Raw genomic sequence first — 26,118 nt, forward strand, 5'->3', positions numbered from 1 at the left:
TCCCGGCAAGCTGAATCGTCAGTCTGCCGGGACTTTTTTGACCTGATTTGGGTCCCGCAACCGGTTGCGTTACAATGGAATTTTAGGAAAGAAGGCGCCATTCATGGCTGTGACCAACACTGCCACCACTAAAATTTCACCTACGCTGCCCCTGACTACCGGCCAAGACCGCCTGGTCAAGCAGTTGCTCGCGTTCACGACGGCGCACTTGCAGACTCCCGGACCCGCGGTGTTCACCCTCTACGGAGACGCCGGCACGGGCAAAAGCGTCGTTCTCGCGCATCTGTTCGACCAGCTACAGACCCAAGCCCGGACCGCAACAGCTTCCCCCTTGGCAGGAACGACCAATTATTTCTTGGTCAATCATCCCGAACTATTGAAGGTCTACCGCCAAATTGCGGGGCGACAACCACACCTGTTCAAGAAGGATTTTCAGCGGCCGACCACGTTGATTAATCGCCTGGCGAAGCACCAGACCACGGCCGACGTTTTGGTCATCGATGAAGCTCACTTACTGTTGTCCCAAGCGGACCACTACAATAATTTCTACGGCGATAACCAGTTGTCGGCCCTACTCCAATCGGCGCGGGTCGTCATCTTGGTTTTTGACGAGACCCAGGTCTTACGGTTCAAGAGCTTTTGGACCGAAGCTCGCTTGGAACGCTTACTAGCGCCCTACCCGCATACGAGTTATCGGCTGACCCATCAATTTCGGATGCAAGCTAGTGATCAACTGGTCGCCTGGATCAATGCGTTCACCCACCACCAGCTTCATCCGTTACCTGCGAACGGCGGGGCCAACTACGAATTGCGGATCTTCGACGACGCCGAAGCCATGCGCCAAGCCATCGTAGCCCGCGATCAAACTGTCGGGTTGTCCCGCATCGTCTCGACTTCGGGCTACCCGTCAACTCTCGACGGCGGCAAACACTACGTCACGGAAGGCCGATTCCGGCTTCCCTGGGACCAGTATAATTATACCCAAACGCCCTGGGCAGAACTGCCCGAGACCCGCAACGAAGTCGGATCCATCTACACTTGTCAAGGGTTTGACTTAAACTACGTCGGTGTGATTTTAGGTCCCCCGGTCAAACTGGTCGACCAACAACTCACCATCGATTTGTCCCAGACAACTGACGCCGCGGTCTTCAAACATCGGGATGACATTGCCCCACAAGATTTGACTGCCGCCAAACAGCAGTTAGTCTTGAATTCTATCAATGTGCTTATGAAACGTGGCGTTAAAGGGTTGTATATTTACGCTCACGACCCCCAATTGCGGCAATTTTTACTAACGCAGCGCGCTTAAACTCAATTTAGCTCTAAAAAGGCAGGCTCCTAAATCGATTTTAGGAAACCTGCTCTTTTAATATCGTTAACTTTACTTTTTTTCATCAATCAAAACAGTGCCCGTATCAGGATTATGGTCGATGGCGCCCACGATTTCGTGCGGCACGTAGAGTTCCTCCAGGTAGTTGACATCTTCCGGCGTCAGCTTAATGGCTAACGCAGCGGCCGCATCATCCAGATGTTGAGTCTTCGTGGACCCAACGATTGGTGCCACGACACCCTTAGCCCATTGCCAAGCCAAAGCAATCTGCGACATTGAAACTTGGTACTTCTGGGCCAATTCGTCGACCCGGTCCACGATACCCAAGTCTTGTTGCTCGGCGCGGTCGTATTTACCCATGGCGACCCGGTCGGTCTGACTCCGCAACGTATCGACTTGCCAATCCTTGTGGCTCAAGTGACCAGCCGCTAAGGGACTATAAGGCATCAACGACACGCCCATTTGTTGACAGATAGGAATCAGTTCGCGTTCATCTTCACGGTACAACAGATTGTAATGGTTCTCCATGGCCTGGAACTGGGCCCAACCGCGGTCCTTAGCGACTTGTTGCATGTTTTGGAATTGGTAACCGTACATTGCAGAAGCCCCAATGGCCCGTACTTTACCGGCCTTAACTAGGTCGTTTAGTGCTTCCATGATTTCTTCAATCGGCGTCTCGTAATCGAATCGGTGAATGATATAAAGATCCAAGTAATCGGTTCCCAAACGTTTCAACGACCCATCAATTTCGCGGTGGATGGCTTCCTTAGAGAGCCGACCCGGGTTAAAGTATACCTTCGAAGAAATGACAACTTTATCACGCGGAATCTGGTTAGCTTTAAACGCGCGCCCCAGATACTCTTCACTGATTCCCTTCGAATAGCCGTTAGCGGTATCAAAAAAGTTGATGCCTAAATCTAACGCGTGGCGGATCACCTGTTCACTTTCATCGTAAGGTAAGCTCCACTTGTGCATCGTACCGGGTTTGCCAAAACTCATCGCCCCGATACAAACCTTTGACACGTTAATGTCCGTATGACCTAACTTGGCGTACTGCATGCCCATCCATAATCACTCCTATCGTTTTACGTCCTTAGTATAAGGGTTCGAGTCGACTGTAAGTCAAGGATTAGGATTGACTTTCACGTCCATAATACTTAGATAGTAGTTTGGCTAAAAACTGCCCTTTTTCTATAGAAGAAAATAAAGACTCTTTGTCAACGGCTGTTGCTGAGGAGTTTTCTGGGGAAACCAATTCATTATTTAAATCGAATTCAAAATCAGTCAAGAAAAGGAACCCCAGTGAATTGGATTCCAATAACCCTCCTCATCAACACCGGTTGACAAGACAAGACACCGAAAAAGACCATACCAAAAAAGCCTTCCACTCACGGGAAGACTTTATCGGACGGTCCGTACGAGACTCGAACTCGTGATCTCCTGCGTGACAGGCAGGCGTCCTAAACCGACTAGACCAACGGACCAACTATTGCGGGAGCTGGATTTGAACCAACGACCTCCGGGTTATGAGCCCGACGAGCTACCAGACTGCTCTATCCCGCGATAATAGAAATATGAAATTAAGATTGCGATGATAATCATCACAATGACCCGTACGGGATTCGAACCCATGTTACTGCCGTGAAAGGGCAGTGTCTTAAACCACTTGACCAACGGGTCATATAAACGGAGAAGGAGAGATTCGAACTCTCGCGCCGCTTGCGCGACCTATACCCTTAGCAGGGGCACCTCTTCAGCCACTTGAGTACTTCTCCATATGGGCCTAAATGGACTCGAACCATCGACCTCACGCTTATCAGGCGTGCGCTCTAAACCAGCTGAGCTATAGGCCCATATAAAAGCGGGTAACGAGAATCGAACTCGCGACAACAGCTTGGAAGGCTGTGGTTTTACCACTAAACTATACCCGCAAAACTTATATGAGTTTTCAAGCAATGGCGCGGGACGGAATCGAACCGCCGACACATGGAGCTTCAATCCATTGCTCTACCGACTGAGCTACCGAGCCATTTAAAACGGTCCGTACGAGACTCGAACTCGTGATCTCCTGCGTGACAGGCAGGCGTCCTAAACCGACTAGACCAACGGACCAATTGCGGGAGCTGGATTTGAACCAACGACCTCCGGGTTATGAGCCCGACGAGCTACCAGACTGCTCTATCCCGCGATAATAGAAAAAGGAGGATGAGAGATTCGAACTCTCGCGTGGTTTTACCCACCTGACGGTTTTCAAGACCGTTCCCTTCAGCCAGACTTGGGTAATCCTCCATATCGCACTGTAACAATGTCCACCTGATGGACCTTGTAGGACTCGAACCTACGACCGAACGGTTATGAGCCGTTTGCTCTAACCAACTGAGCTAAAGGTCCAGTCCAAGTCCAAATCGCGGCGGGGGGGATCGAACCCTCGACCTCTCGGGTATGAACCGAACGCTCTAGCCAGCTGAGCTACACCGCGAAGTGTTAAATAAAATATTCTTATTTAATCGGGAAGACAGGATTCGAACCTGCGACCCCCTGGTCCCAAACCAGGTGCTCTACCAAGCTGAGCTACTTCCCGTTAAAATGCACCCAGTAGGAGTCGAACCTACAACCTTCTGATTCGTAGTCAGACACTCTATCCAGTTGCGCTATGGGTGCAAAATAACAGTAACGACTTAATACCTTTCGGTATCAAGCGGAAGACGGGATTCGAACCCGCGACCCCCACCATGGCAAGGTGATGTTCTACCACTGAACTACTTCCGCAAAATAATGCCGACTAGAAGATTCGAACTTCCGACCCCCTGTTTACAAGACAGGTGCTCTACCAACTGAGCTAAGTCGGCATAGTCAGTATCATTCTTTCTAATCTATATATATCACTCACCACTTGGTGAATGAGCCCTGACAGGCTCGAACTGTCGACCCTCTGATTAAAAGTCAGATGCTCTACCAACTGAGCTAAGGGCTCAATGGAGGATACAGGGCTCGAACCTGTGACCCTCTGCTTGTAAGGCAGACGCTCTCCCAACTGAGCTAATCCTCCATATACGCGTGGCAACGTCCTATCCTCGCAGGGGGCGATCCCCCAACTACTATTGGCGTGCTGAAGCTTAACTTCCGTGTTCGGCATGGGAACGGGTGTATCCTTCAGGCTATCGCCACCACACTATTGAGAGCTTATTCCCTCAAAACTAGGTATTACCAATTATCTCCTGAGAACACCAATCACTTGGTTAAGTCCTCGACCGATTAGTACTGGTCCGCTCCACGCCTCGCGGCGCTGCTACTTCCAGCCTATCTACCTGATCATCTCTCAGGGGTCTTACTTCCATAAAGGAATGGGAAATCTCATCTTGAGGCGAGTTTCACACTTAGATGCTTTCAGCGTTTATCTCATCCATACATAGCTACCCAGCGATGCGCCTGGCGGCACAACTGGTACACCAGAGGTATGTCCATCCCGGTCCTCTCGTACTAAGGACAGCTCCTCTCAAATTTCCTACGCCCGCGACGGATAGGGACCGAACTGTCTCACGACGTTCTGAACCCAGCTCGCGTACCGCTTTAATGGGCGAACAGCCCAACCCTTGGGACCGACTACAGCCCCAGGATGCGATGAGCCGACATCGAGGTGCCAAACCTCCCCGTCGATGTGGACTCTTGGGGGAGATAAGCCTGTTATCCCCAGGGTAGCTTTTATCCGTTGAGCGATGGCCCTTCCATACGGTACCACCGGATCACTAAGCCCGACTTTCGTCCCTGCTCGACCTGTCTGTCTCGCAGTCAAGCTCCCTTCTGCCTTTACACTCGTCGAATGATTTCCAACCATTCTGAGGGAACCTTTGGGCGCCTCCGTTACTTTTTGGGAGGCGACCGCCCCAGTCAAACTGCCTACCTGACACTGTCTCCCGCCACGATGAGTGGCGCGGGTTAGAGTGTTCACACAGCGAGGGTCGTATCCCACCAGCGCCTCCATCGAAACTAGCGTTCCGATATCTACGGCTCCGACCTATCCTGTACAAGCTGTGTCAACACCCAATATCAAGCTACAGTAAAGCTCCATGGGGTCTTTCCGTCCTGTCGCGGGTAACCTGCATCTTCACAGGTAATATAATTTCACCGAGTCTCTCGTTGAGACAGTGCCCAGATCGTTACGCCTTTCGTGCGGGTCGGAACTTACCCGACAAGGAATTTCGCTACCTTAGGACCGTTATAGTTACGGCCGCCGTTTACTGGGGCTTCATTTCTGGGCTTCGCCGAAGCTAACTCATCCACTTAACCTTCCAGCACCGGGCAGGCGTCAGCCCCTATACTTCATCTTACGATTTTGCAGAAACCTGTGTTTTTGATAAACAGTCGCCTGGGCCTTTTCACTGCGGCTACACTTGCGTGTAGCACCCCTTCTCCCGAAGTTACGGGGTCATTTTGCCGAGTTCCTTAACGAGAGTTCACTCGCTCACCTTAGGATACTCTCCTCGACTACCTGTGTCGGTTTGCGGTACGGGTAATTAAGATCTCACTAGAAGCTTTTCTCGGCAGTGTGACGTGGAGCACTTCCCTACTAAAATTCGGTCCCCGTCGCGCCTTGTCCTTAGCGATAAGCATTTGACTCATCACCAGACTCAGCGTTTGGACGCACATTTCCAATCGTGCGCATGCTTTAGCCTCCTGCGTCCCTCCATCGTTCAAACAATCTTAACTAGTACAGGAATATCAACCTGTTATCCATCGCCTACGCCTTGCGGCCTCGGCTTAGGTCCCGACTGACCCTGGGAGGACGAGCCTTCCCCAGGAAACCTTAGTCATTCGGTGGATCAGATTCTCACTGATCTTTCGCTACTCATACCGGCATTCTCACTTCTAAGCGCTCCACTAGTCCTTGCGGTCTAGCTTCGTTGCCCTTAGAACGCTCTCCTATCACGCAACATAGTTGCGTCCACAATTTCGGTAATGTGCTTAGCCCCGGTATATTTTCGGCGCAGAGTCACTCGGCTAGTGAGCTATTACGCACTCTTTAAATGATGGCTGCTTCTGAGCCAACATCCTAGCTGTCTATGCAATTCCACATCCTTTTCCACTCAGCACATATTTAGGGACCTTAATTGGTGGTCTGGGCTGTTCCCCTTTCGACGGTGGATCTTATCACTCATCGTCTGACTCCCGGATATAAATCAGTGGCATTCGGAGTTTATCTGAATTCAGTAACCCATGACGGGCCCCTAGTCCAAACAGTGGCTCTACCTCCACGATTCTTCATCCGAGGCTAACCCTAAAGCTATTTCGGAGAGAACCAGCTATCTCCAAGTTCGTTTGGAATTTCACCGCTATCCACACCTCATCCCAGCATTTTTCAACATACACGGGTTCGGCCCTCCAGTGCGTTTTACCGCACCTTCAGCCTGGACATGGATAGGTCACCTGGTTTCGGGTCTACGTCAACTTACTGAAACGCCCGTTTCAGACTCGCTTTCGCTACGGCTCCGGTCTTTACACCTTAACCTTGCAAATTAACGTAACTCGCCGGTTCATTCTACAAAAGGCACGCTATCACCCATTAACGGGCTCTAACTAATTGTAGGCACATGGTTTCAGGAACTATTTCACTCCCCTTCCGGGGTGCTTTTCACCTTTCCCTCACGGTACTGGTTCACTATCGGTCACTAGGGAGTATTTAGCCTTGGGAGATGGTCCTCCCGGATTCCGACCAGGTTTCACGTGTCTGACCGTACTCAGGATCCTGAACTGAGGGTCAACGATTTCGCCTACGGGGGTATCACCCGCTCTGCCACACCTTCCCAGATGTTTCGGCTATCACTGACTTTGGTAACTCAAATGTTCAGTCCTACAACCCCAACAAGCAAGCTTGTTGGTTTGGGCTGTTCCCCGTTCGCTCGCCGCTACTTAGGGAATCGAATTTTCTTTCTCTTCCTGTGGGTACTTAGATGTTTCAGTTCCCCACGTCTGCCTCAACTCAAGTATGTATTCCCTGAGTTGTAATCATCGGTAAAGATGATTGGGTTTCCCCATTCGGAAATCTCCGGATCAAAGCTTACGTACAGCTCCCCGAAGCATATCGGTGTTAGTCCCGTCCTTCATCGGCTCCTAGTACCAAGGCATTCACCATGCGCCCTTCATAACTTAACCTAACGGTCACTTCGTGACCGCTGATTAATTGAGTATTAGCGAATAAACTAATTAAAAAACTCAAAATAAACGCGGTGTTCTCGGTTTAATTATCTTTAATAATTAAAGGAAAATAATTGATAATATCTAGTTTTCAAAGAACAAGCTTGAGGGTAGACCCCTCAAAACTGACCATTGTTTCAACAAAGTATGTGCAGGCCTCCGTATTATTCCTTAGAAAGGAGGTGATCCAGCCGCAGGTTCTCCTACGGCTACCTTGTTACGACTTCACCCTAATCATCTGTCCCACCTTAGGCGGTTGGCTCCAAAAGGTTACCTCACCGACTTTGGGTGTTACAAACTCTCATGGTGTGACGGGCGGTGTGTACAAGGCCCGGGAACGTATTCACCGCGGGATGCTGATCCGCGATTACTAGCGATTCCAACTTCATGTAGGCGAGTTGCAGCCTACAATCCGAACTGAGAACGGCTTTAAGAGATTAGCTTGGCCTCACGACTTCGCGACTCGTTGTACCGTCCATTGTAGCACGTGTGTAGCCCAGGTCATAAGGGGCATGATGATTTGACGTCATCCCCACCTTCCTCCGGTTTGTCACCGGCAGTCTCACCAGAGTGCCCAACTGAATGCTGGCAACTGATAATAAGGGTTGCGCTCGTTGCGGGACTTAACCCAACATCTCACGACACGAGCTGACGACAACCATGCACCACCTGTCATTCTGTCCCCGAAGGGAACGTCCTATCTCTAAGATTGGCAGAAGATGTCAAGACCTGGTAAGGTTCTTCGCGTAGCTTCGAATTAAACCACATGCTCCACCGCTTGTGCGGGCCCCCGTCAATTCCTTTGAGTTTCAACCTTGCGGTCGTACTCCCCAGGCGGAGTGCTTAATGCGTTAGCTGCGGCACTGAAGGGCGGAAACCCTTCAACACCTAGCACTCATCGTTTACGGCATGGACTACCAGGGTATCTAATCCTGTTTGCTACCCATGCTTTCGAGCCTCAGCGTCAGTTACAGACTAGACAGCCGCCTTCGCCACTGGTGTTCTTCCATATATCTACGCATTCCACCGCTACACATGGAGTTCCACTGTCCTCTTCTGCACTCAAGTCATCCAGTTTCCGATGCACTTCTTCGGTTAAGCCGAAGGCTTTCACATCAGACTTAAATAACCGCCTGCGCTCGCTTTACGCCCAATAAATCCGGACAACGCTTGCCACCTACGTATTACCGCGGCTGCTGGCACGTAGTTAGCCGTGGCTTTCTGGTTGAATACCGTCACGATGTCAACAGTTACTCTGACACCCGTTCTTCTTCAACAACAGAGTTTTACGAGCCGAAACCCTTCTTCACTCACGCGGCATTGCTCCATCAGACTTGCGTCCATTGTGGAAGATTCCCTACTGCTGCCTCCCGTAGGAGTCTGGGCCGTGTCTCAGTCCCGATGTGGCCGATTACCCTCTCAGGTCGGCTACGCATCATCGCCTTGGTGGGCCGTTACCTCACCAACAAGCTAATGCGCCGCGGAACCATCCAGAAGTGCTAGCCGAAACCATCTTTCAAACAAAAACCATGCGGTTTTTGTTGTTATACGGTATTAGCACCTGTTTCCAAGTGTTATCCCCTGCTTCTGGGTAGGTTTTCCACGTGTTACTCACCAGTTCGCCACTCGCTTTAGGAAGAAATCAGTGCAAGCACGTCAATCAACCAAAGCTCGTTCGACTTGCATGTATTAGGCATGCCGCCAGCGTTCGTCCTGAGCCAGGATCAAACTCTCATCTTAAAGATGATAAGCTCGAATAGCTCATCGATTGTTGTTACATTTTAAAAGCGAATTGACTTCGCAAATATTGTTTGGGTTTGAATAAATTCAAACCGCCCTACACATATTTGGTTTGTCGAAACAATGTTCAGTTTTCAAAGGTCTACCAAGTTGTCTAATGAAGCGATTGCTTCGTGATAACTTTTAAAGTATAGCATGTTGTCAAAACCTTGTCAACAACTTTTTTCATTTAATTTTGAATATATATTCAAAATTAAATTTTGAAGCTGTCGGCCGTTACCGGTTATCGACAACATAAATCATTGTATCAGTAGTTTTTATCAACGTCAAGGCTTAATTTCAAATTTGTATTTCTATCCATAAATCTGATTTTTATGCACCTGCGTGTCCTGATGACAACAGGTAATATCATACCAATCATCATCAATCAGGTCAAGCGGAATTTATAAAAAAAACAGGCCCTTCAATTATGAAGACGCCTGCTGTTGGTTTAATTGTTGAGTTGCCTCGGCTTTCCACCCTTCTAGGCGGTCGGCAATTGGCTTGAACCCGATGTTGACGTGATAGTTCGTCCAGTAATGGTGTCGCTGATGGCCATTGGGCTGACTCGTTAAGTCTAACCGCTCTAAGCACCGCAAAGATAAACTGATTTTTCCTGTGAATTCATCGATGTCCAAAATCACCACATCCACTTCTTCATTCACCTTCAAGTAATCATGAATGTCTTGCACGTACCCGCAATGGCACTCGGAGATGTGGATCAGTCCCTGGCGGTGACCACCTAAGCTGACAAATGCCCCATAGGGTTGAATCCCGGTCACCCGCCCCGAAACTCGCTGACCAATATGAAAGGTCATCAAAATTCCTCCTTATCTCTACTACTAGACTAAACGTTACTCAGAAACGACCACTTTATCCATCGTGACTGGGGTGGCTGGTTGGTCGCTAGAATCCGTTTTGACTTGGGCGATGGCGTCTACGACATCCATCCCCTTGACCACTTGACCAAAAACAGTGTGGCGGAAGTCTAACCATGGCGTCCCCCCATTTTGGTAAGCTTTGACGATTTCTTCCGGGAAACCAGCATCCTTCATCTGACTTTGCATCTGGTCCGTCATATCCTTGTCTTGCACGATAAAGAACTGACTGCCATTGGTGTTCGGTCCCGCGTTAGCCATTGACAAGGCTCCCCGTAGATTATAAAGCTCTGGTGAGAACTCATCTTCAAAGGGTTGGACCCAGATGCTTTCGCCACCCATGCCAGTTCCGGTCGGGTCACCCCCCTGGATCATGAAATTAGGGATTACCCGATGAAAAGTCAGACCGTCATAGTAACCAGCTTTAGCATGCGTTACAAAGTTTTCAACCGTTTTCGGGGCTTGTTCGGGGAAGAGCTGCAGTAAAATTGTACCCATGGACGTCTCTAACGTCACTTGCGGGCCCTTGGCATTCGCCAAATCAATTTGTGGAAACTTTGTCATAATTATCCTCCATATCTTTTCAAAACACTTCTTTTAACTATTATCGCCGCCAACTGGTAAAAATGCAACTGAACACTCAGTGCTATACTAGGGGCATTCCAAAACCTTAAGGGGGAATCATTATGACTAAACCTGTGACTTCGCTAAACCGGCGAACCATCGATCTATTAGAACAGCGCGGTGTCTCGCTGGAAGCCATTGCCAACCTGGTCATTTTTTTGCAAAAAGATTACATTAAAGATTTGACGTTGGCTATGGCACGCCAAAGCGTCCGGACTGTTTTACGTAAGCGAGAAGTCCAAAATGCGGTAATTACGGGTATCCAACTCGACTTAGCTGCCGAACAACACGCCTTGCTTGATCCACTACAGACCATCGTTGAACGCGACGAAGGCCTGTATGGCGTCGACGAGACCATGGCACTATCCATCGTTGACCTGTACGGCTCCATCGGCTTTACGAACTACGGCTATATTGACCGGGTCAAACCGGGTATCCTCCAAGTCCTCAACGCCCACGAACCCGGCAAAATCAACACCTTTTTAGACGACCTCGTTGGGGCCGTAGCCGCGGCCGCCGCTGCCCGGTTGGCCCACGATGACCAGGGCGAACAAGACACCCCTTTTGATTAGTAAAGGTCATGATTTCTTTAAATTTTCCTAGACCAGCTGACGATGGGGTCAAAACCCACTATAATATGAGCGGCTACAAATCTTAATCTAAGGAGCACCTTAATGGGTTATTTAATCGATTTCGTCTTACACATTGATAATCACCTGGTCAACCTGGTGAACACCTTTGGCAACTCCACTTACCTCATCCTTTTTGCCATTGTCTTCGTGGAGACCGGGGCGGTCATCTTGCCATTTCTACCGGGAGATTCACTGCTGTTCGCTGCGGCGGCCCTGGCGGCTAACCCAGCTTACGGCTTGAACATCTGGTTATTCGTGGCCCTCTTCTTACTGGCGGCCATCGGTGGTGACAGTCTTAACTTCTACTTAGGCCACCGCATCGGGGCCGCGTTGTCCAACCACTCTTGGTTCGGGCGGCTAATCAACAAGGATAAGTTAGCACAGTCCGAACGCTTCTTTCGACGCCACGGTCCCGTCGCTATTTTCCTGGGACGGTTCATGCCTATCATTCGGACCTTCGTCCCTTTCACGGCAGCTGGGTCACAATTTCCTTACCGACGCTTCTTGATCTACAACGTGAGCGCCGCTATCACTTGGATTTTGATTTGCTACGGTGGGGGTTATTTCTTCGGTAACATTCCCTTCGTTAAAGAACACTTTTCCGCGGTCGTCTTGGGCATCATCGTAATTTCACTGATTCCCGCCCTCGTCGGCTGGTGGCGTGGTCGCCGTCATACCCCGGCCACTGCCACACCGACGTCGGCCCAACGCCCCGACGATGCTTCGGAAGATAACTAACTGCACCAATTTAAAAGGCTTCGAGAAAATTCGGGAAGATTTCCCCGACTTTCTCGAAGCCTTTTTTAGATTGCCCGTTTAACGGCCCGTTTCGCCCACCAATACAGTCCTAAAACGCCCAGTTCAAACAAACCGAACGCCAAGATGAAACAATGGAGGAAAAACGTATCCGGTAACGCGAGAATCACCGGGTCTAAGTCCGGATCAAACAACCAATCGTTATTCCGAAACAAAATCTCGTGAAACGTCACGAAGAACCCGTTGAAGTTGACCACTAGACACACGGCTAACGCAACGGGCACGACCGCTACAATCTGCATGGGCCGCAATAACCGCCATTGCGTCGCGCGTTTGCTCAATTGCCGCAGGTACCACCCCGCTGGCCAAAGACTCAGCAGTAGCACCACGTGATTAATCAAAAAGAGGCGTTTGACGTCCTCAAAATGAATCATCCCCGTAAACGAGGTGGGAAAATTGCTCATATTGAGATCTGTGACCCAGGGCAATTCTAGGTAGGCCAAGAGTTGCCCGTAATTGTGCATCAACGTATGCGCCGACAAGTTGACCGTATGTTCGATGTGGAGCCAGTTGATATCCAGCCGGTACAGCCACACCCCGTTGATGGTCAGCGTGATACTCAAGCTGAGCAACAATAGGATGACGGCCGTTAACCCGCCCCACCGTTTAAGCCGTTCAGTCACGCGGCCCCGCCTGCAAGTCCCACTGGTCTAAAGATGGCACCGTATAGGTCGGCTGAATGGCCTCGTGGGCGACTTGGTCGGGAGTGGACACCCCAGTGTACACCAGTAAAGTGTCGACCCCGGCATGGATGCCCGCCTCGATATCAGTGTGGTAGTTATCCCCCACCATCAACGCTTGATCGGCCGAAACGCCTAATTGAGCCAAGGAATTGTTCAAAATGATGGGTTCTGGTTTCCCGACAAAGATGGGGTCCGTTTGGGTGGCGTACCGCACCAGGTCAACCAGTGCACCCGCTCCGGGCATCAACCCACGCGCCTTGGGAATGTTGGAGTCCGAGTTGGTCCCGATAAACGTCGATCCACTCTTGATGGCTAAAATGGCCTTAGCGAACTTCTCGTAGGTCACGTCACTGTCCAAACCGACCACCACGTATTCCGGGTGCTCCTCGTCGACGGTGAACCCTTTTGCAGCTAACGCCTGGCGCAGGCCAATCTCACCCACGACGTAGACGGTCCGGCGGCCAGTGGCCCCTGCGCGTTGGTCCAAATAATCCGCCGTGGCTAACCCAGCCGTGTACACGTTTGCCGGCGTTACATGGATATCGTGGTTATCTGCTAGATTCTTGACCACGTCTTCGGGCAGTTTCGTGGTGTTATTAGTCACAAATTTAAAGGGAATCTGGGCCGCCTGCAGGCGTTCAACGAACCGTTTGGCCGCCGGATAACGCTGACTGCCGGCATAGACCGTCCCGTCAAGGTCAATCATGTATGCTTGATAAGCTTTCACTGAGCACGCTCCTATTCTTCTTTTTTCTGTCGAATGGTAAAGCTTCGCCGACCCTGACCGCCAGAAGCCACCGTCACCGTTTTCGTGGGGGTAGTGGCTTTAGCGGGTTGGCGTTGCTCTTCCGTAAATTGGCGGTTACGACCACCATGATGCCGCCGTGACCGACGGCGACGTCGGTGCGAGTTTGCAGGTTTTTCCGTTGGGGACGCCTTAGCTGATGTGGACTGCTTCGCGTTTGTTGTGGCGTTACCGTTATGGTTGCCACTGTTTCGGCGGCGCGTCCGGTTGCGTCGGGGCCGCGGAACGGGTTTGACATCTAAGTTATGCAAAATAAAGTAGGCACAGCCAAAGTTACAGGATTCGTACAGGTAGTCCTGGACCGCCCCAATCTGATTTTGCTTGGCACCAGCCCGGTCGTTGGCGTAAAAGCCCTTCAACCGGAGCTGTTCGAAGCCCCAGTCCCCTACGATATAGTCGTACTTACTGAGAATCGTGCTGTAACGTTGGGCAAATTCCTCAACGTCAAAGCCGTCCCGGACGTTCGTCACTAGTTCATAGGCGTGCCCATTGATTTTCAGGTGGGTCTCGTCGACCCGGAACACTTCGGCACTCGGCTCCCGCTTTTCTCGTTGTTCGGCGACTAACGCCTCTAAACCTTTTCGATCCACCGTTTTCATCCTCTCTGTTACGTTAAGTTAACGGGTAGTGCTTGCTCAGGTACTGAGCAAAGACTTCCCGTAATAAGTCATGGTATAAAATCTGATTTTCCCCCACAATGGCAATCGTAGGGAAAAAAGGGATAAACAGGTAACGGTCCACGACGGCCAGTTTATACCGTTTGAACGGCGATAATGGTTCGCCGCGCCAGGTCACCTGGTGAGTCCGGTCATTGTAGGCAATCCCCAGGTAATTCAATTCCCCAAAGATTTTGCCCCGAAAGCCCATCCCCTTTTGGGGGAAGCGCCGCAAGAACAGCCGGGCCTTTTCAAACTCCTGAACTAACCGCCACAAATTATACCCATCTAAAGTCACCGTCATCACCCGCATACTATGGGGCAACAATTGGTGAATCTGGTTTTGCGTCACAATGCCCCGCGGCAAGTCGTGTAAGAATAACCCCGCGTTCAACACCGCTGCTTGAGTCCCCGCGTATTCTGCAATCGCGTGGAGCCCTTCGCGGACCAGTTGGGGGTGTCCCGTCTGGTCCGCTTCCAAGGTGACCGGTAATTTGGCGACCCGTTGTTCGCTTAAGATGGCTTCACCTAGATCCTGCAATTGCCGAATCTCCGCGGCATCCGTCGATAGCGGTGGTAACGTATCTGTCCGGACCACCGCCGCTTGAGCGGTCTGTAAGTGGTGGTCAGCATCCAGCATCAACGTGATCCGGCCAATATACTGGCCATATTTACCGGCCGCGGCCAACAGACTATTCCGGTCGTGTTCCCCATGGATCAGCAAGTGGTGCGTGTGGCTCCCAATAATCACGTCTAGTTGGGGGAACCGCCGCGCCAATTTCTGGTCCACATTATACCCTAGGTGTGATAATAGCACACAAACATCGGCTTGCGCAGCATAGCGACGCAGTAATGTCGTTAACGCGGGCACCGCTTGGATTGGGTCCCAGCCCGCTAACGGGTAGGTCAACTCATACGGGGCGGTCAACCCCAGTACTAAGACTCGGGTACCGCCCGCCGTCACGTAAATTTTATGGTCAATGGCCCAATCGGGTTGTTGGTGATTCTCCGGCTTCTTGAGGTTACCTAGAATGACCGGAAAATTCGCGTGCGTGTACAATTGGTCCAACTGGGCGCGCATAAACCCCAGCCCCTCGTTATTGCCAATCGTGACTCCGTCGTACCCGGCCTGATTCATCAGTTGCACGTTCTTTTGTCCGGCCGTCGCCTCGCTTGCGGGGTGCATCGTATCGACGTTGTCCCCCAGATCAAAGGTCAATACTGCGTGATTAGCGGCTCGTTCGGCTTCCTGTGTGGCCAATAAATAACGTCGAATGCGGGGCCAATTTTCGAAGTGCGAATGCAAATCGTTGGTGTGCAAAATGGTGAGTTGTTCCATCATCTAATCTCCCCTCAACACTGAATTTAATCGTACGGCATCCCCCCATGCCGGTCAAGCTATTGTTTCTGTTGAAACTCTTGGGCCTTGCCCAGGACTATCTGCTCGACTTCCGCGGTCGAAAATGGCGTCCCAAACGGTAATGGCTGGTCGAGGTAGCGCTGTTCCGGCGTGTCGACCCCCACGTTCAGGTTCTCCTTGACCGGTACGGCATAGTGGTGAATATGCCCGTGCAGGTTGATGATCTGTTTGACGATACCCAACATCATCGGGTAATGCGTCAAGTAATACTGCCGGTGGTCATACTTGATCAAGACCCCGACGTCGTGAAACGCGTACTTTGGCCGCCCGTGGTCGATGGGATTATTGGCCGCCAGATATTTAAACAACGCTCGGCTGTCATGGTTCCCCTTAATGAGTTCCAAGTGACCATTCAGTTGGGACAAGACATCCCCAACCGCCTCATTTGATTTGTTAGCGGGATGAGTGAAGTATAACGCAATATCGCCTAGGTGGTACACGGTATCGGTTGGCGCCACCCGCGCGTTCCAATTATCGATGATGGTCTGATTCATGGTCGCCACATCGGGGAATGGCCGGGGCGCAAAGTCACTCATCCCCAGTAAATCCTTATGAAAAAAATGCGTATCCGCCGTAAAGTATTGCATGCGTCACAACGCCTCCTAAATAATGTCTAACGGTTGTTTGTGGGTCGGCGCCGGAAATTGACCATCGAGCGCTGCTAAGTCTTCGGCAGTCAAAACTAAATCGCCGGCCGCCAGATTTTGCCGCATATGTTCCACCGAACTGGTCTGCGGAATCGCCAAGACCTGCGGCTGGCGAATGACCCACGCTAAGAGCACCTGATAAATGCTGGCTTGGTGCTGGGTCGCAATCTCTTGAACGACCGGATTGGTGGTCAAATGTTGGCCCCACGAGTCCCCCTGAGCGACCGGCGAGTAAGCAATCAACGGTAACTGATGTGTTCGTTGCCATGGTAAGACCGCATAATCGACGCCCCGACTACCCAAATGGTACAGGTCTTCGTTGGCTTGCGCCTGGTCGCCCTGCGGCAAGCCCCAGAGTTCCTTTAAATCGTCAATATCAAAATTCGACACGCCCCACGCCTTGATGAGTCCCGTGTCTTGTAGCCGGTTCAATTCGGCGACCGTTTCGGCTAGCGGGACACTGCCGCGCCAATGGTACAGGTACAAATCCACGTAGTCGGTCCCCAGGCGCTTTAGACTGGCCTTCAAGCTCTGTTCCATGCGCGCTTTGGAGGCATTTTCGGGTAAGACCTTGGAAATCAAGAACAATTTTTGCCGGTCAACATCCTGGATGGCTTCACCCACCAAGGATTCGGCTCGACCGGCACCGTACATTTCGGCGGTGTCAATCACTTGCGCGCCCGCAGCGATTCCCGCTTGAATCGTGGCAATCTCTGCGGCCCGTTGCTTCGGCTCATCGCCCATGTGCCAAGTCCCAATCCCAATGGCCGGGACAGTCCGGCCCGCTAACGTTACGGTTTTCATCATGAATTCCTCCTAAATGACGCTTTTGGGGGGTTCAGTCACCCCCAACGGCATCGGTTATCCTTCTTTATCCTAGCACTTTACGATTAATTACGCCGCCCCCGGCAGATGTCTTCTCAGCTGGTTCGCTTCGCAAGACCAATTGTCACCCTATTAATGGCAACAAAAAAGCCCGACGACCAGCTAATGGTGTCGGGCTTTCGTTTAAGTTAGGTCTAAATCAAGGGGGGCTAAGACTTAGTCCCGGGGGGAGTCATCGGAGCCAGCTAGACTCGTTAGGTGTTCGCGGTCCGCAAACCTTTTGCTCAACCATAAACCGAGCAACCAGACGATGGAACCAACTAACGCAATCAAGGTGTCGACTTGGAACAGTAAGACGACGGCCACCATCCCCAAGAAAAGCAGGATGAGGTAGTCACTGACAGGAAAGAGTGGCATCTTGAAGCTGCTTGTCCCTTGCTTAGCGTCTAACTGGCGCCGGTACTTGATGTGAGCAACCACGATGGCGCCCCAGATGAACAGGAAGCAAGTGGTGGCCACACTGGAAACGAAGGAGAATACGTGGCCTGGAATAATCAGGTTCAAGAAGACGGAGATCGCAATGATGACCGTGGAGAATCGTAAGGCGTGGACCGGTACCTGGGCTTTCGACAGGGTGCCCATGCGCTTGGCGAAACGGCTCTTGCCCTTGTAAGTTAGGGAGAAGAGCATCCGCCCGGTCGTAAACAGCGAGCTGTTGCAGGCTGAAGCCGCTGCAGTCAACACCACGAAGTTGATGACGGAAGCCGCGGCTTGGACCCCAGCGTTCTTGAAGACCTGGACGAACGGACTACTAGTGGCGGAAATCGATTGCCACGGGTAGATGCACATCAAAGCCAACAGTGAACCAACATAGAACAGGATAATCCGCATGGGAATCTCGTTGATGGCCTTGGGAATGACTTTTTTCGGGTCGGCCGTTTCGGAAGCGGTCATCCCCACCATTTCGATTCCGACGAAGCTAAAGAGCACCATCTGGAAGGAGAGGAAGAAGCCCTTCCACCCATCGGCGAAGAACCCACCATTGCTCAAGTTCGCCACACTGGCATGGCCAACGGGGGTGGCAAAGTGTACAGCCACCATGTAGATACCGGCGATAATCAAGGCCACAATCGCTACAATCTTGATAATGGCAAACCAGAATTCCGTTTCCCCAAATGCCTTGACGGTCACGGAGTTCAATAGGAGTAACACCCCGAGCAAGACCAAACCGGTGACCCACTGCGGCAGCCCCGGGAACCAGTACTGCATGTACTGTCCGGCCGCCGTGATTTCGGCCATCGCAATCGTGATCCAGCAGATCCAGTAGGTCCACCCCGCCACGAAGCTCATGTTCTCGCCTAAGTAACGATGGATGAAGTCAATGTAAGAATGCACGTTCAAGTCGGAAAGCAACAACTCTCCGAGCGCACGCATCAGTAAGAAACACATGATTCCAGTGATTAAGTAGGCGAAGATAATGGAAGATCCCGCTAAGTGAATCCCCTGCCCGGACCCCAAGAACAGCCCCGTGCCAATCGTTCCCCCCAAAGCGATCAACTGCACGTGACGACTCTTCAGCTCACGGGAAAAGCTTTGCCCGTCATTTGATTGAGTATTTTTCATCTTTATGCCCCCTTGTTGAAATACATTATACACGTGCTTGACCCCAATACCAGCAACACTGCTGGTAAGTTCAGTGGCCTAAAGCAAGTCTCCAGCCCACCGTTGCCGCATTCATTTCACTTTTATCAATATTACATGAAATTAATTCAACTATGTGTGAAAAAGCGGCTCGGACCGGCATTTAGCCGACCCGAGTCGCTTAAATCAAAGCTTATTTACGTAACCGTTCGATATCGCGAACAATCATTAATTCTTCATCCGTTGGGATCAACAAGGTCTTAATCTTGGACCCGGCCTTACTCAAGTCACGTTCTTCGCCCCGAATGTTGTTCTTTTCGGGATCAACGCCGATTCCGAAGTAGCCTAACTTGTCGGCCACTTCTTGACGAATCATAATATCGTTTTCACCAACCCCGGCCGTGTAAACGATGGCGTCCGCACCGCCTAATTCGGCTAAGTATGCCCCCACGTAACGGACAATCCGGTTGATGAACATGTCACGAGCTAACTTTGCCCGGTGATTTTCAGCCTGAACTTTTTCGAGGTCCCGCATGTCGGCAGACACGCCAGAAACACCCAGCAAACCAGACTTCTTGTTCAAGATATTGATCATGTCGTTAGGCTTGTCGATGTTGAGTTTTTCCATCAAATAAGCGACCAACGAGGCGTCGATGTCCCCAGAACGGGTGGCCATTTCGATTCCGGCCAAAGGCGTGAAGCCCATGGACGTGTCGTAGGATTTACCGTTCTTGATGGCGGTAATCGAGCCACCAGCCCCTAAGTGCATGGTAATCAACTTTAAGTCTTCCAACGGCTTGCCTAACATCGCAGCCGCCCGACCAGCGACATAGCGGTGACTGGTCCCGTGAGCCCCGTACTTCCGGGCCCCAAACTTCTGGTAGTACTCGTAAGGAATCCCGTACATGTAGTTGACTTCTGGCATAGATTGGTGGAAGGACGTATCAAAGACCGCCACACTCAAGACGTTTGGCAAAATCTTCTTGAAGGCCCGAATGCCCATGGCAGCCGCTGGGTTATGCAGCGGTGCGTATTCGGCTAAGTCTTCGATTTTCTTCAACACATCGTCATCGATGACGGCGGAGTCCTTGAACTCTTCCCCACCGGCTACGACCCGGTGACCAACACCGGTGATTTCGTCAAAGTTCGTGATGATCTTGAGTTCGGTCAGTTGGTCCAACATTAATTGGATGGCTTCCCGATGATCATTGACGTCTTGGTGGGCTTCGTATTTCTGGCCGTCACCGTACTTGATTTCGACTAACGAGTTGCCCAAACCAATCCGGTCGATGGCGCCTTCAGCGATCACCGCTTCTTCTGGCATTTGGAACAGCTTGAACTTCAACGTTGAACTTCCGGCGTTAATTGCAATAGATTTTCCCATGTGGTCTTTTTCTCCTTTTACGCGCGATCCGTCATGAGATTCTGTTCTTCCCATTGGACGATTTCCGCGACAAACTTTTGAAACGCTGATTGATCCTTGAATGATGGAAACTCACCCAACATCACTTGCTTAACTTGCTTGGCGTTAGCCCCCGGCTTTTGCAAAATCAAAATGGCCTTCTGAGCGTTGGTGTTCGCAAACAACTCGCTCGGCAGGTTCAAGAGACCTTGTAAATAGGCGTTGTGGGGCAACCATTTGAGCAGGCCCTTGGCTTCAGCCGTTTGAAACAGCTGAGATGGCACCAAAAAGACACCGATGCCACCGGGTTTCAACTGGTGAATGGCTTGTTCCAACAACAAATGATGCACGAAGGAGTGGCCCGTCTTGGCGTGCGTCGCATAGCCCGCGGCGTTGTCGTCGACCGGATAATACCCAATCGGTAAATCCGCCACGACCAAGTCACTGGCCGGGACCAATAACGGGTCCAACGCATCTTGGTGCACTAGGTTGAGCGACATTTGTTGCAGGTTACTCGACAACTGTGCAATGGCCAACATGGTGTCGTCGTTGTCCACGCCGTAAGCGTCAATCTTGCCCACCACGGCCTGTAACTGGGTGACGACTGCTGTCAACAGGTTACCCGTGCCGACGGTCAGATCCAGCAAAGTCAACTCATCCTTGCCCCGTTCTAATCGGGTCACGAGGTAGCCCATGATGTAGGCAATCGTATCCGGCGTCAACTGGTGATTGGCCTGAATCTCGTCGACCCGAATCGCCTTTAACATCGCCAGTTGAATTGCCCGGCGCACCGTCTCGGCATCATACTGTTGCCAAGCGGCTTGCTGGTAAAGCGCCGTCAAACGCTTCACCGTCGCAGCATCCGGGCGACCGTCTTCCACTTGAACGTCATCATTCAGGAGATTATCTCCCGTTTCAATAAAGGCATCTAAATAAGATGTCGCGAGCGCTGCTTGTAAGGTCGTTGTTGACTCATCTAAGACCTTAAAGAGCGTCTCTGTCTGTTCTTGTGACAGTACGTTTCGCCTCCTTATGCAGATTCCATAACATCGTGTATCCGTTCTCTATACTACCGATTTTTATGGACTTATTCAAGCAATCTTTAGTGAGAACATTGAAACGCCCCTCATGATGACGGGGCGTTTGGTGTCACGGGTTTAACTGGGGACTGCTGCGGGTTAACCGGGCGTTGGTAGCGAGCTAGGAGCTCATCAGTGGTCCGAATTCGGGCGAGTTGTCCGGCCAAGACAATCATCAATAAGGTGCTGACGACTACCAAAAAGCCCAGCGCCCATAAGGTTAAGAACCCCCGCGAAAGTCGACGATGGTGTGGCGCCATGGCAAGCCCTCCTGTTTTAAATTTAAACGCACTAGGTCTGGTGAAGTCGTTTTTTGCCAGTTCAGCTTCGTCACATGCGCTAACAAGGGCAAATACCCTTGACCCGTCTGACTACTCAGTTTCAACATTCCATCATGATCCACACTCAAGGTCACGATTTTTTGCTTTTCGGTCCAATCCTTTAATGTGAGTTCCGTCGCGCTCACCTTGTCGACCGAATACCGTTGCGGTACCTCTAAGACTGCCAGCATCTCGTAGAACTCCGTTGCATCGGTCTGCAACGGAAAACTCAAAGCGCGCGCCCAGCCGGTGGTCAAACCCACCAATAACGCTGCGATACCGAGGGCTAAAACGGCCTCGATTAAGGTAAATCCTTGATGTGACCTCATGAGCCCGCCAACTCCCTTTCTAAGGCCCGGTCGTGAGCCAACCGAGCACTGGCTAACCGTGCTTCACGGACCCGTTCCACGTGCTGGGTGACTTGCAAGGCCTGATAGGACATGACCAAAGTTAGCGCAACAATACTTAACGCCAGCAACGCGTCGGGCAACAACCAGCCGCGATTACGCCGCTTTGGCTTTAGGTGGCCGACGCGTCGTCTCGGACGTAACATGAATCATCGCTCCTCTCAGTTGAAAGGCCTGGTACCACCACCGGTGATTGGCCTGACTGTACCATTCAACGGTCGTTCCCTGCGCCCAGCCCGACTCATAAATTTTAAGGTCCCAAATGGGGGCCCGCTCATCGGCCAACGTCAACGACCGGGGAATCGGTAACCTGCTCACCTGCCGAGCCGGGGTCGTCGTGGTCAAGACTTCGACTTGGTGGTGGTCACTGTCGATGTGCACGACGTATCTGGCGCGACGGCGGACGGCGAGTTGTCGCGTTGCCGTCCACAGGCGCTGATAGGCGGGCCAAAAGGCGCGTTCCGCCACCAGTTTAGGGGCACTCGTCGTTGGCCGTGCCACCACCACGGCCAAGCCGGTCGTCATCATCAAGACCAGTAACACTTCGTACACGGTAAAGCCCCTACTTCTTCGCCGGACGTTCAACCTGGCCATCATGGATCACCAACCCTTCCTTTCCAGCCCGTTCCACCTGTTGCGCGGTCAAATAGCCCTGTTTGCCCAGTTCCTCGATGGTAACCGTCTTAGCGGTCGGGTTCTCATCTAAATAGGCAGTCGCTTGTCCCTGGACCATGGTCACCATGGCGTCACGATGAATCTTTTGGGCGCGGCTGCGCTGACCGTTTAAATTCGGTAGAATAATTAAAATCAATAGGGAAATAATAAAGAGGACGATGGTCATTTCGACCAGAGTGAATCCCCGCCGCACACGTGTCATTAGTAGACCCCCTGTAAATTATGGTAGAGCGGTAGTAACAACCGTAAATACGCCATGACGATGAGGCCTGCCACCAGGGTAAATAAAATCGGTTGCACCCAGGCTAAGCCCCGTTCGCTACGTTGGACCAATCGCTGGTACTGTAACCGACTGTAAGCCGTTAGTTCTCGGGCCAGTTGTTCTGGCGTGTTACCCTGCTGGAGTAACACCACCAATTGGCTGGGGATGTAGGGTTGCCGGGAAAGCCAGCCCATCGGTGACGTGCCTTGATCCAAAAGTTGGGCCAACACCACGGCCAGTTGGTGCAACAATGCCCGTTCTGGCAATCGTTGGAGGGTCTGAATCATTTGTTTGACGCTCAGCCCGCTTTGAACCAGTTGACTGAGGTTTTCCGTTAAGTAATAGCCGTAGTAAGCCTGAAAAATCCGCCCCACCAATGGCCAACGTAAGTAGCCCCGGACTCGAGAAAGCGTTGGTTGGTGCCACCACCACCGAGCCACGGCCACCCCCGTGATGCCAAACCCGATAATGGCTACAATGGCAACGTACGCCGGCCAGGTCAACCGGGGGCCGGTCGTGGTCGGAGCCAGACTGGTTTGTAACTGCGGCATCACCCCGTATTGGAGCGTGGCAAAGAGCAGGCCCATGCCCCCCAGTAACCCCACTGGGTAGTCTAAGAGTTGCCGTAGTCGTTGGCGTTGAGTGGCCATCAAGGTCAATAACGTCGCCGAACGGGCTAACGCGGGTCCTAAGTCCCCGTAATGGCTGGTCAGACGCAACTGGAAGTAAATGTTTTCTTGGAGGTACGGCTTGAGGCCCACCACTAACCCCACTCCGGCGACTAATTGCGCTTCAATCTGTTGCAACTCTGCTGGCAAACGACTATCCGTCGTGCGCATAAAGGTCAACGCCTGCTGCAACGAAAAGCCACTTTGCAATTGGTCCGCCAACAATTGACAGACCCGGGCCTGCTGGGCTAACGACCACTTACCCGGCCGCATACGTCTGGTAAGTCTGCTGGCTAATCGTTCCCGCCATTCGTGCTTGTTCAAGACTGTGCCGCCACCTTTCTCGTGGGTTAGTCGTCGGGGACCACAAAGCCGCCCCGGCTAAAATCTCCAATAACACGGCTGATCCCTGCTGTTGCCGGGGAATTAGCCGTTGGTAACAGGCCGCCGTCAGGACTTGGCGTAGCTGCGTCTGCGCCACACCAAGGTCCAATAGACGGCTGATAGTTCCCGCTGCACTGCGCGCATGAACCGTACTCAACACTAAGTGACCACTGAGGGCTGCCCGGATTGCGGCTTGGGCCGTCAACGCGTCGCGAATCTCGCCAATGATAAAGGCATCCGGCCGGTGCCGTAAGCCAACCTTGATCAACTCGTCATAGGTCATCCCCGCAGAGGCATTGACCTGAAGCTGAATAAAATGAGGCTCCTTGATTTCGACCGGGTCTTCGATACTCAACACTACGGCTTTCGCGGTCAGATGCCGCGCCGTAGTGTACATGGTCGTGGTCTTACCCGCACCAGTGGGCCCGGCAAAGAGCATGAGCCCCCGTTGTTGGGCCAAATCACCCAATTGTTGTCGTTGACCGGTTTCCAAGTAATCTAACTGAAGCGTCTGATAAGGGTAAATCACCCGAATGACCAGTGACTCGCGACCGGCGTAGTCACCGACCGTCGAAAACCGCAGTTCTAAATGCCCCGTTACCGTCGGCCAGGTCAACGCCCCCACTTGGGGACGTCGGTGCTCACTCACGGCCATGTCGGCATGAAACTTAAAGTAGGTCAGCAATTGCTGGCCCACGTCAGTAGTCACCTCCCGCCATAATCGTACGGTTTGCGTTTGTCGTAAATGAATATAGTAGGCTTGTGCCCTGGGTAACACGTAAATGTCGCTGCTTTTGTCCTGGACCGCAGCAGCTAAGAGTTCGTCAATTAGGGATTTGATTGGCATCCCCGTCACCTCCCGTAACGTTTGTACTCTGTAGTTTCGCAAACTGAGCCTTAAAGTTTGAAAAGCTTAAAATAAACGTCATTCCCGAACCGGACAAAAAGTGGCGCGCCAAGACAAGTCATCTTGGCGCGCCACTTTGCAGTTCTAATCATCGCGTTTTCAGCCCACAAAAAAGGCCACCGGCAAGTTGCCCGCGGCCTTCTCATCTTGTGTTGTTATTCCACGCCTTCAGGCAAAACGGCGGCTTCGTAAATATCCGAAATATCGTCGTTGTTTTCCAGTTCGTCGATCAAGCCTTGGTACTGGGAAACTTTGGCTTCTGGTACTTCAGTGGTGTTCTGCGGGAACATCCGTACTTCGGAAGTGTCTAACTTGTAGCCCTTGTCCTGTAACGCGTCACGGACAGCCGTTTCTTGTGAAGGATCCGTCCAGATGGTGAATTCATCATCGGTCGTTTCCATGTCGTCCGCACCGGCATCTAAAGCATCCATCAACATCGTATCTTCATCCGTGTCCAAGCCGTCACGTAAGATTACAATGTAACCCTTACGGTCGAACATGTAGGAAACGGAACCAGCAGCGCCTAATGAGCCACCATGGTGCGTGAACGCCGACCGTACAGCCGCAGCCGTCCGGTTCTTGTTATCCGTTAACGCTGCCACCATGATTGCCGTCCCGCCAGGACCGTAACCTTCGTAGGTGATTTCTTCGAACTTGGCACCGCCAACACCGGAAGCCTTGTCAAGCGCACGCTTGATGTTGTCCTTCGGCATGTTAGCTGCCCGGGCCTTGTCCATTTCCAAACGAAGTTGAGGGTTACCGTCGGGATCAACACCACCTGCTTTTGCAGCTTGGTACAAATCACGTGAGATCTTTTGGAAAATTTTTCCACGTTTTGCATCCTGGGCGTTTTTACGCCCTTGAATGTTATGCCATTTAGAGTGTCCTGACATCTCGTAACTCCTCTTTTCTAATAAATTTATATATCCATATAAAACAGACAATGTTAATTTTAGCACCACTTTGGGCCCTTTTCAAGATAAACGTCCATCCCGCCATGGCGCCCCCTAGCTGGCTTTACCAACCCATCTGTCCGCAACCCATTTTGGGGCCACCATAGCGCCTTATGATGGGGCCCTTTCTTCA

At 51.6% G+C, this 26,118-nt stretch carries 24 protein-coding genes, 18 tRNA genes and 3 rRNA genes; 3 read left to right on the forward strand and 42 right to left on the reverse strand.

Annotated elements, in window-relative coordinates:
- The first annotated feature begins 103 nt into the window (after positions 1-103).
- Complete coding sequence (locus H3M12_RS10390) at positions 104-1,309, forward strand: DUF2075 domain-containing protein (protein ID WP_170954939.1); 1,206 nt, start codon at positions 104-106, stop codon at positions 1,307-1,309.
- A 72-nt stretch (positions 1,310-1,381) separates the two neighbouring features.
- On the opposite strand, the gene H3M12_RS10395 is transcribed toward H3M12_RS10390, so the two are convergent.
- From H3M12_RS10395 to H3M12_RS10515, 25 genes are all read right to left on the reverse strand, one after another.
- On the reverse strand, positions 1,382-2,389 hold the full coding sequence (locus H3M12_RS10395; protein ID WP_182151063.1) for an aldo/keto reductase: 1,008 nt from the start codon (positions 2,387-2,389) through the stop codon (positions 1,382-1,384).
- A gap of 70 nt (positions 2,390-2,459) precedes the next feature.
- Positions 2,460-2,618, reverse strand: coding sequence for a hypothetical protein (locus H3M12_RS10400; protein ID WP_170954940.1), 159 nt, complete (start codon positions 2,616-2,618; stop codon positions 2,460-2,462).
- 121 nt (positions 2,619-2,739) lie between these two features.
- Positions 2,740-2,814, reverse strand: a tRNA-Asp gene (locus tag H3M12_RS10405).
- Positions 2,815-2,819: 5 nt separating this feature from the next.
- Positions 2,820-2,893, reverse strand: a tRNA-Met gene (locus tag H3M12_RS10410).
- A 44-nt stretch (positions 2,894-2,937) separates the two neighbouring features.
- Positions 2,938-3,010, reverse strand: a tRNA-Glu gene (locus H3M12_RS10415).
- A 7-nt stretch (positions 3,011-3,017) separates the two neighbouring features.
- Positions 3,018-3,105, reverse strand: a tRNA-Ser gene (locus H3M12_RS10420).
- A gap of 3 nt (positions 3,106-3,108) precedes the next feature.
- Positions 3,109-3,183 (reverse strand) — tRNA-Ile (locus H3M12_RS10425).
- A 7-nt stretch (positions 3,184-3,190) separates the two neighbouring features.
- A tRNA-Gly gene (locus tag H3M12_RS10430) sits at positions 3,191-3,261 on the reverse strand.
- Between the two features lie 25 nt (positions 3,262-3,286).
- A tRNA-Phe gene (locus tag H3M12_RS10435) sits at positions 3,287-3,359 on the reverse strand.
- 8 nt (positions 3,360-3,367) lie between these two features.
- A tRNA-Asp gene (locus tag H3M12_RS10440) sits at positions 3,368-3,442 on the reverse strand.
- Between the two features lie 2 nt (positions 3,443-3,444).
- A tRNA-Met gene (locus H3M12_RS10445) sits at positions 3,445-3,518 on the reverse strand.
- Between the two features lie 11 nt (positions 3,519-3,529).
- A tRNA-Ser gene (locus H3M12_RS10450) sits at positions 3,530-3,619 on the reverse strand.
- Between the two features lie 28 nt (positions 3,620-3,647).
- Positions 3,648-3,721: transfer RNA gene (locus H3M12_RS10455), tRNA-Ile, on the reverse strand.
- Positions 3,722-3,735: 14 nt separating this feature from the next.
- A tRNA-Met gene (locus H3M12_RS10460) sits at positions 3,736-3,809 on the reverse strand.
- A 28-nt stretch (positions 3,810-3,837) separates the two neighbouring features.
- Positions 3,838-3,911, reverse strand: a tRNA-Pro gene (locus H3M12_RS10465).
- Positions 3,912-3,917: 6 nt separating this feature from the next.
- Positions 3,918-3,991: transfer RNA gene (locus tag H3M12_RS10470), tRNA-Arg, on the reverse strand.
- 36 nt (positions 3,992-4,027) lie between these two features.
- Positions 4,028-4,099, reverse strand: a tRNA-Gly gene (locus H3M12_RS10475).
- Positions 4,100-4,106: 7 nt separating this feature from the next.
- A tRNA-Thr gene (locus tag H3M12_RS10480) sits at positions 4,107-4,179 on the reverse strand.
- Positions 4,180-4,231: 52 nt separating this feature from the next.
- Positions 4,232-4,304, reverse strand: a tRNA-Lys gene (locus H3M12_RS10485).
- A 2-nt stretch (positions 4,305-4,306) separates the two neighbouring features.
- A tRNA-Val gene (locus H3M12_RS10490) sits at positions 4,307-4,379 on the reverse strand.
- 6 nt (positions 4,380-4,385) lie between these two features.
- Positions 4,386-4,502 (reverse strand): 5S ribosomal RNA (rrf, locus tag H3M12_RS10495).
- A 63-nt stretch (positions 4,503-4,565) separates the two neighbouring features.
- Positions 4,566-7,480, reverse strand: a 23S ribosomal RNA gene (locus H3M12_RS10500).
- Between the two features lie 217 nt (positions 7,481-7,697).
- Positions 7,698-9,262: ribosomal RNA gene (locus H3M12_RS10505) — 16S ribosomal RNA — on the reverse strand.
- The 16S, 23S and 5S rRNA genes sit together here with 18 tRNA genes alongside, the layout of an rRNA operon.
- 467 nt (positions 9,263-9,729) lie before the next feature.
- Positions 9,730-10,119, reverse strand: a complete 390-nt coding sequence (locus tag H3M12_RS10510; RefSeq protein WP_182150706.1) for a CvfD/Ygs/GSP13 family RNA-binding post-transcriptional regulator — start codon at positions 10,117-10,119, stop codon at positions 9,730-9,732.
- Between the two features lie 36 nt (positions 10,120-10,155).
- Positions 10,156-10,743: a peptidylprolyl isomerase gene (locus H3M12_RS10515; protein ID WP_129031228.1), complete on the reverse strand. Its 588-nt coding sequence runs from the start codon at positions 10,741-10,743 to the stop codon at positions 10,156-10,158.
- A 122-nt stretch (positions 10,744-10,865) separates the two neighbouring features.
- Between H3M12_RS10515 and H3M12_RS10520 the strand changes: the two genes are divergently transcribed.
- Together H3M12_RS10520 and H3M12_RS10525 are read left to right on the forward strand one after the other, a co-directional pair.
- The gene (locus H3M12_RS10520; protein WP_129031229.1) at positions 10,866-11,375 is read left to right on the forward strand and encodes a phosphatidylglycerophosphatase A family protein; all 510 of its coding nucleotides are present in this window, start codon (positions 10,866-10,868) and stop codon (positions 11,373-11,375) included.
- A 102-nt stretch (positions 11,376-11,477) separates the two neighbouring features.
- Entirely contained in the window at positions 11,478-12,173 is a 696-nt protein-coding gene (locus tag H3M12_RS10525) for a VTT domain-containing protein (RefSeq protein ID WP_225423468.1), read from the forward strand.
- 65 nt (positions 12,174-12,238) lie between these two features.
- Here H3M12_RS10525 and H3M12_RS10530 read toward each other — a convergent pair whose 3' ends face one another.
- The 17 genes from H3M12_RS10530 to H3M12_RS10610 all read right to left on the reverse strand — a co-directional run bounded on the left by H3M12_RS10530 (position 12,239) and on the right by H3M12_RS10610 (position 25,925).
- On the reverse strand, positions 12,239-12,874 hold the full coding sequence (locus H3M12_RS10530) for a TIGR01906 family membrane protein (RefSeq protein ID WP_129031230.1): 636 nt from the start codon (positions 12,872-12,874) through the stop codon (positions 12,239-12,241).
- Complete coding sequence (locus tag H3M12_RS10535; protein ID WP_129031231.1) at positions 12,867-13,661, reverse strand: TIGR01457 family HAD-type hydrolase; 795 nt, start codon at positions 13,659-13,661, stop codon at positions 12,867-12,869. Before H3M12_RS10535 ends, H3M12_RS10530 begins: the two co-directional genes overlap by 8 nt.
- 11 nt (positions 13,662-13,672) lie before the next feature.
- Positions 13,673-14,338, reverse strand: a complete 666-nt coding sequence (locus H3M12_RS10540; RefSeq protein ID WP_129031232.1) for a YutD family protein — start codon at positions 14,336-14,338, stop codon at positions 13,673-13,675.
- A 13-nt stretch (positions 14,339-14,351) separates the two neighbouring features.
- Positions 14,352-15,737, reverse strand: coding sequence for a bifunctional metallophosphatase/5'-nucleotidase (locus H3M12_RS10545; RefSeq protein ID WP_182150707.1), 1,386 nt, complete (start codon positions 15,735-15,737; stop codon positions 14,352-14,354).
- A gap of 56 nt (positions 15,738-15,793) precedes the next feature.
- Positions 15,794-16,402, reverse strand: a complete 609-nt coding sequence (locus H3M12_RS10550) for a metallophosphoesterase family protein (RefSeq protein ID WP_129031234.1) — start codon at positions 16,400-16,402, stop codon at positions 15,794-15,796.
- 15 nt (positions 16,403-16,417) lie between these two features.
- Complete coding sequence (locus H3M12_RS10555; protein WP_129031235.1) at positions 16,418-17,266, reverse strand: aldo/keto reductase; 849 nt, start codon at positions 17,264-17,266, stop codon at positions 16,418-16,420.
- A gap of 237 nt (positions 17,267-17,503) precedes the next feature.
- Positions 17,504-18,910, reverse strand: coding sequence for an amino acid permease (locus H3M12_RS10560; protein WP_182150708.1), 1,407 nt, complete (start codon positions 18,908-18,910; stop codon positions 17,504-17,506).
- A 211-nt stretch (positions 18,911-19,121) separates the two neighbouring features.
- Positions 19,122-20,312: an acetate/propionate family kinase gene (locus H3M12_RS10565; protein WP_129031237.1), complete on the reverse strand. Its 1,191-nt coding sequence runs from the start codon at positions 20,310-20,312 to the stop codon at positions 19,122-19,124.
- Positions 20,313-20,329: 17 nt separating this feature from the next.
- Positions 20,330-21,346 carry a class I SAM-dependent methyltransferase gene (locus tag H3M12_RS10570; RefSeq protein ID WP_170954925.1) on the reverse strand — a complete coding sequence of 339 codons (1,017 nt, stop codon included), beginning with the start codon at positions 21,344-21,346 and terminating at the stop codon, positions 20,330-20,332.
- Positions 21,347-21,456: 110 nt separating this feature from the next.
- The gene (locus H3M12_RS10575; RefSeq protein WP_129031239.1) at positions 21,457-21,669 is read right to left on the reverse strand and encodes a hypothetical protein; all 213 of its coding nucleotides are present in this window, start codon (positions 21,667-21,669) and stop codon (positions 21,457-21,459) included.
- Positions 21,630-22,058, reverse strand: a complete 429-nt coding sequence (locus H3M12_RS10580; RefSeq protein WP_129031240.1) for a prepilin-type N-terminal cleavage/methylation domain-containing protein — start codon at positions 22,056-22,058, stop codon at positions 21,630-21,632. Before H3M12_RS10580 ends, H3M12_RS10575 begins: the two co-directional genes overlap by 40 nt.
- On the reverse strand, positions 22,055-22,282 hold the full coding sequence (locus tag H3M12_RS10585) for a hypothetical protein (protein WP_182150709.1): 228 nt from the start codon (positions 22,280-22,282) through the stop codon (positions 22,055-22,057). The genes H3M12_RS10580 and H3M12_RS10585 overlap by 4 nt, the downstream gene beginning before the upstream one ends.
- Positions 22,233-22,688, reverse strand: coding sequence for a hypothetical protein (locus H3M12_RS10590; RefSeq protein WP_129031242.1), 456 nt, complete (start codon positions 22,686-22,688; stop codon positions 22,233-22,235). Before H3M12_RS10590 ends, H3M12_RS10585 begins: the two co-directional genes overlap by 50 nt.
- 10 nt (positions 22,689-22,698) lie before the next feature.
- A complete protein-coding gene (gene comGC, locus H3M12_RS10595) occupies positions 22,699-23,013 on the reverse strand; it encodes a competence type IV pilus major pilin ComGC (protein ID WP_129031243.1) in 315 nt (104 codons plus the stop codon).
- On the reverse strand, positions 23,013-24,014 hold the full coding sequence (locus H3M12_RS10600; protein WP_129031244.1) for a type II secretion system F family protein: 1,002 nt from the start codon (positions 24,012-24,014) through the stop codon (positions 23,013-23,015). Before H3M12_RS10600 ends, comGC begins: the two co-directional genes overlap by 1 nt.
- Positions 24,001-24,972, reverse strand: coding sequence for a competence type IV pilus ATPase ComGA (gene comGA / locus H3M12_RS10605; RefSeq protein ID WP_129031245.1), 972 nt, complete (start codon positions 24,970-24,972; stop codon positions 24,001-24,003). The genes H3M12_RS10600 and comGA overlap by 14 nt, the downstream gene beginning before the upstream one ends.
- 215 nt (positions 24,973-25,187) lie before the next feature.
- Positions 25,188-25,925, reverse strand: coding sequence for a YebC/PmpR family DNA-binding transcriptional regulator (locus H3M12_RS10610; protein ID WP_129031246.1), 738 nt, complete (start codon positions 25,923-25,925; stop codon positions 25,188-25,190).
- Positions 25,926-26,118 lie beyond the last annotated feature (193 nt).

The organism is Levilactobacillus suantsaii, from assembly GCF_014069315.1.
GTDB lineage: Bacteria > Bacillota > Bacilli > Lactobacillales > Lactobacillaceae > Levilactobacillus > Levilactobacillus suantsaii.

What these genes read in the sequence shown, in the direction of transcription:
- H3M12_RS10520 (WP_129031229.1), top strand. Translation starts at nt 10,866, where the DNA reads ATGACTAAACCTGTGACTTCGCTAAACCGGCGAACCATCGATCTATTA.
- H3M12_RS10600 (WP_129031244.1), bottom strand. Translation starts at nt 24,014, where the DNA reads ATGCGGCCGGGTAAGTGGTCGTTAGCCCAGCAGGCCCGGGTCTGTCAA.
- comGA (WP_129031245.1), bottom strand. Translation starts at nt 24,972, where the DNA reads ATGCCAATCAAATCCCTAATTGACGAACTCTTAGCTGCTGCGGTCCAG.
- H3M12_RS10565 (WP_129031237.1), bottom strand. Translation starts at nt 20,312, where the DNA reads ATGGGAAAATCTATTGCAATTAACGCCGGAAGTTCAACGTTGAAGTTC.
- H3M12_RS10540 (WP_129031232.1), bottom strand. Translation starts at nt 14,338, where the DNA reads ATGAAAACGGTGGATCGAAAAGGTTTAGAGGCGTTAGTCGCCGAACAA.
- H3M12_RS10545 (WP_182150707.1), bottom strand. Translation starts at nt 15,737, where the DNA reads ATGATGGAACAACTCACCATTTTGCACACCAACGATTTGCATTCGCAC.
- H3M12_RS10585 (WP_182150709.1), bottom strand. Translation starts at nt 22,282, where the DNA reads ATGTTACGTCCGAGACGACGCGTCGGCCACCTAAAGCCAAAGCGGCGT.
- H3M12_RS10510 (WP_182150706.1), bottom strand. Translation starts at nt 10,119, where the DNA reads ATGACCTTTCATATTGGTCAGCGAGTTTCGGGGCGGGTGACCGGGATT.
- H3M12_RS10390 (WP_170954939.1), top strand. Translation starts at nt 104, where the DNA reads ATGGCTGTGACCAACACTGCCACCACTAAAATTTCACCTACGCTGCCC.
- H3M12_RS10515 (WP_129031228.1), bottom strand. Translation starts at nt 10,743, where the DNA reads ATGACAAAGTTTCCACAAATTGATTTGGCGAATGCCAAGGGCCCGCAA.
- H3M12_RS10395 (WP_182151063.1), bottom strand. Translation starts at nt 2,389, where the DNA reads ATGCAGTACGCCAAGTTAGGTCATACGGACATTAACGTGTCAAAGGTT.
- H3M12_RS10525 (WP_225423468.1), top strand. Translation starts at nt 11,478, where the DNA reads ATGGGTTATTTAATCGATTTCGTCTTACACATTGATAATCACCTGGTC.
- H3M12_RS10580 (WP_129031240.1), bottom strand. Translation starts at nt 22,058, where the DNA reads ATGAGGTCACATCAAGGATTTACCTTAATCGAGGCCGTTTTAGCCCTC.
- H3M12_RS10560 (WP_182150708.1), bottom strand. Translation starts at nt 18,910, where the DNA reads ATGAAAAATACTCAATCAAATGACGGGCAAAGCTTTTCCCGTGAGCTG.
- H3M12_RS10610 (WP_129031246.1), bottom strand. Translation starts at nt 25,925, where the DNA reads ATGTCAGGACACTCTAAATGGCATAACATTCAAGGGCGTAAAAACGCC.
- H3M12_RS10550 (WP_129031234.1), bottom strand. Translation starts at nt 16,402, where the DNA reads ATGCAATACTTTACGGCGGATACGCATTTTTTTCATAAGGATTTACTG.
- H3M12_RS10575 (WP_129031239.1), bottom strand. Translation starts at nt 21,669, where the DNA reads ATGGCGCCACACCATCGTCGACTTTCGCGGGGGTTCTTAACCTTATGG.
- H3M12_RS10555 (WP_129031235.1), bottom strand. Translation starts at nt 17,266, where the DNA reads ATGAAAACCGTAACGTTAGCGGGCCGGACTGTCCCGGCCATTGGGATT.
- comGC (WP_129031243.1), bottom strand. Translation starts at nt 23,013, where the DNA reads ATGACACGTGTGCGGCGGGGATTCACTCTGGTCGAAATGACCATCGTC.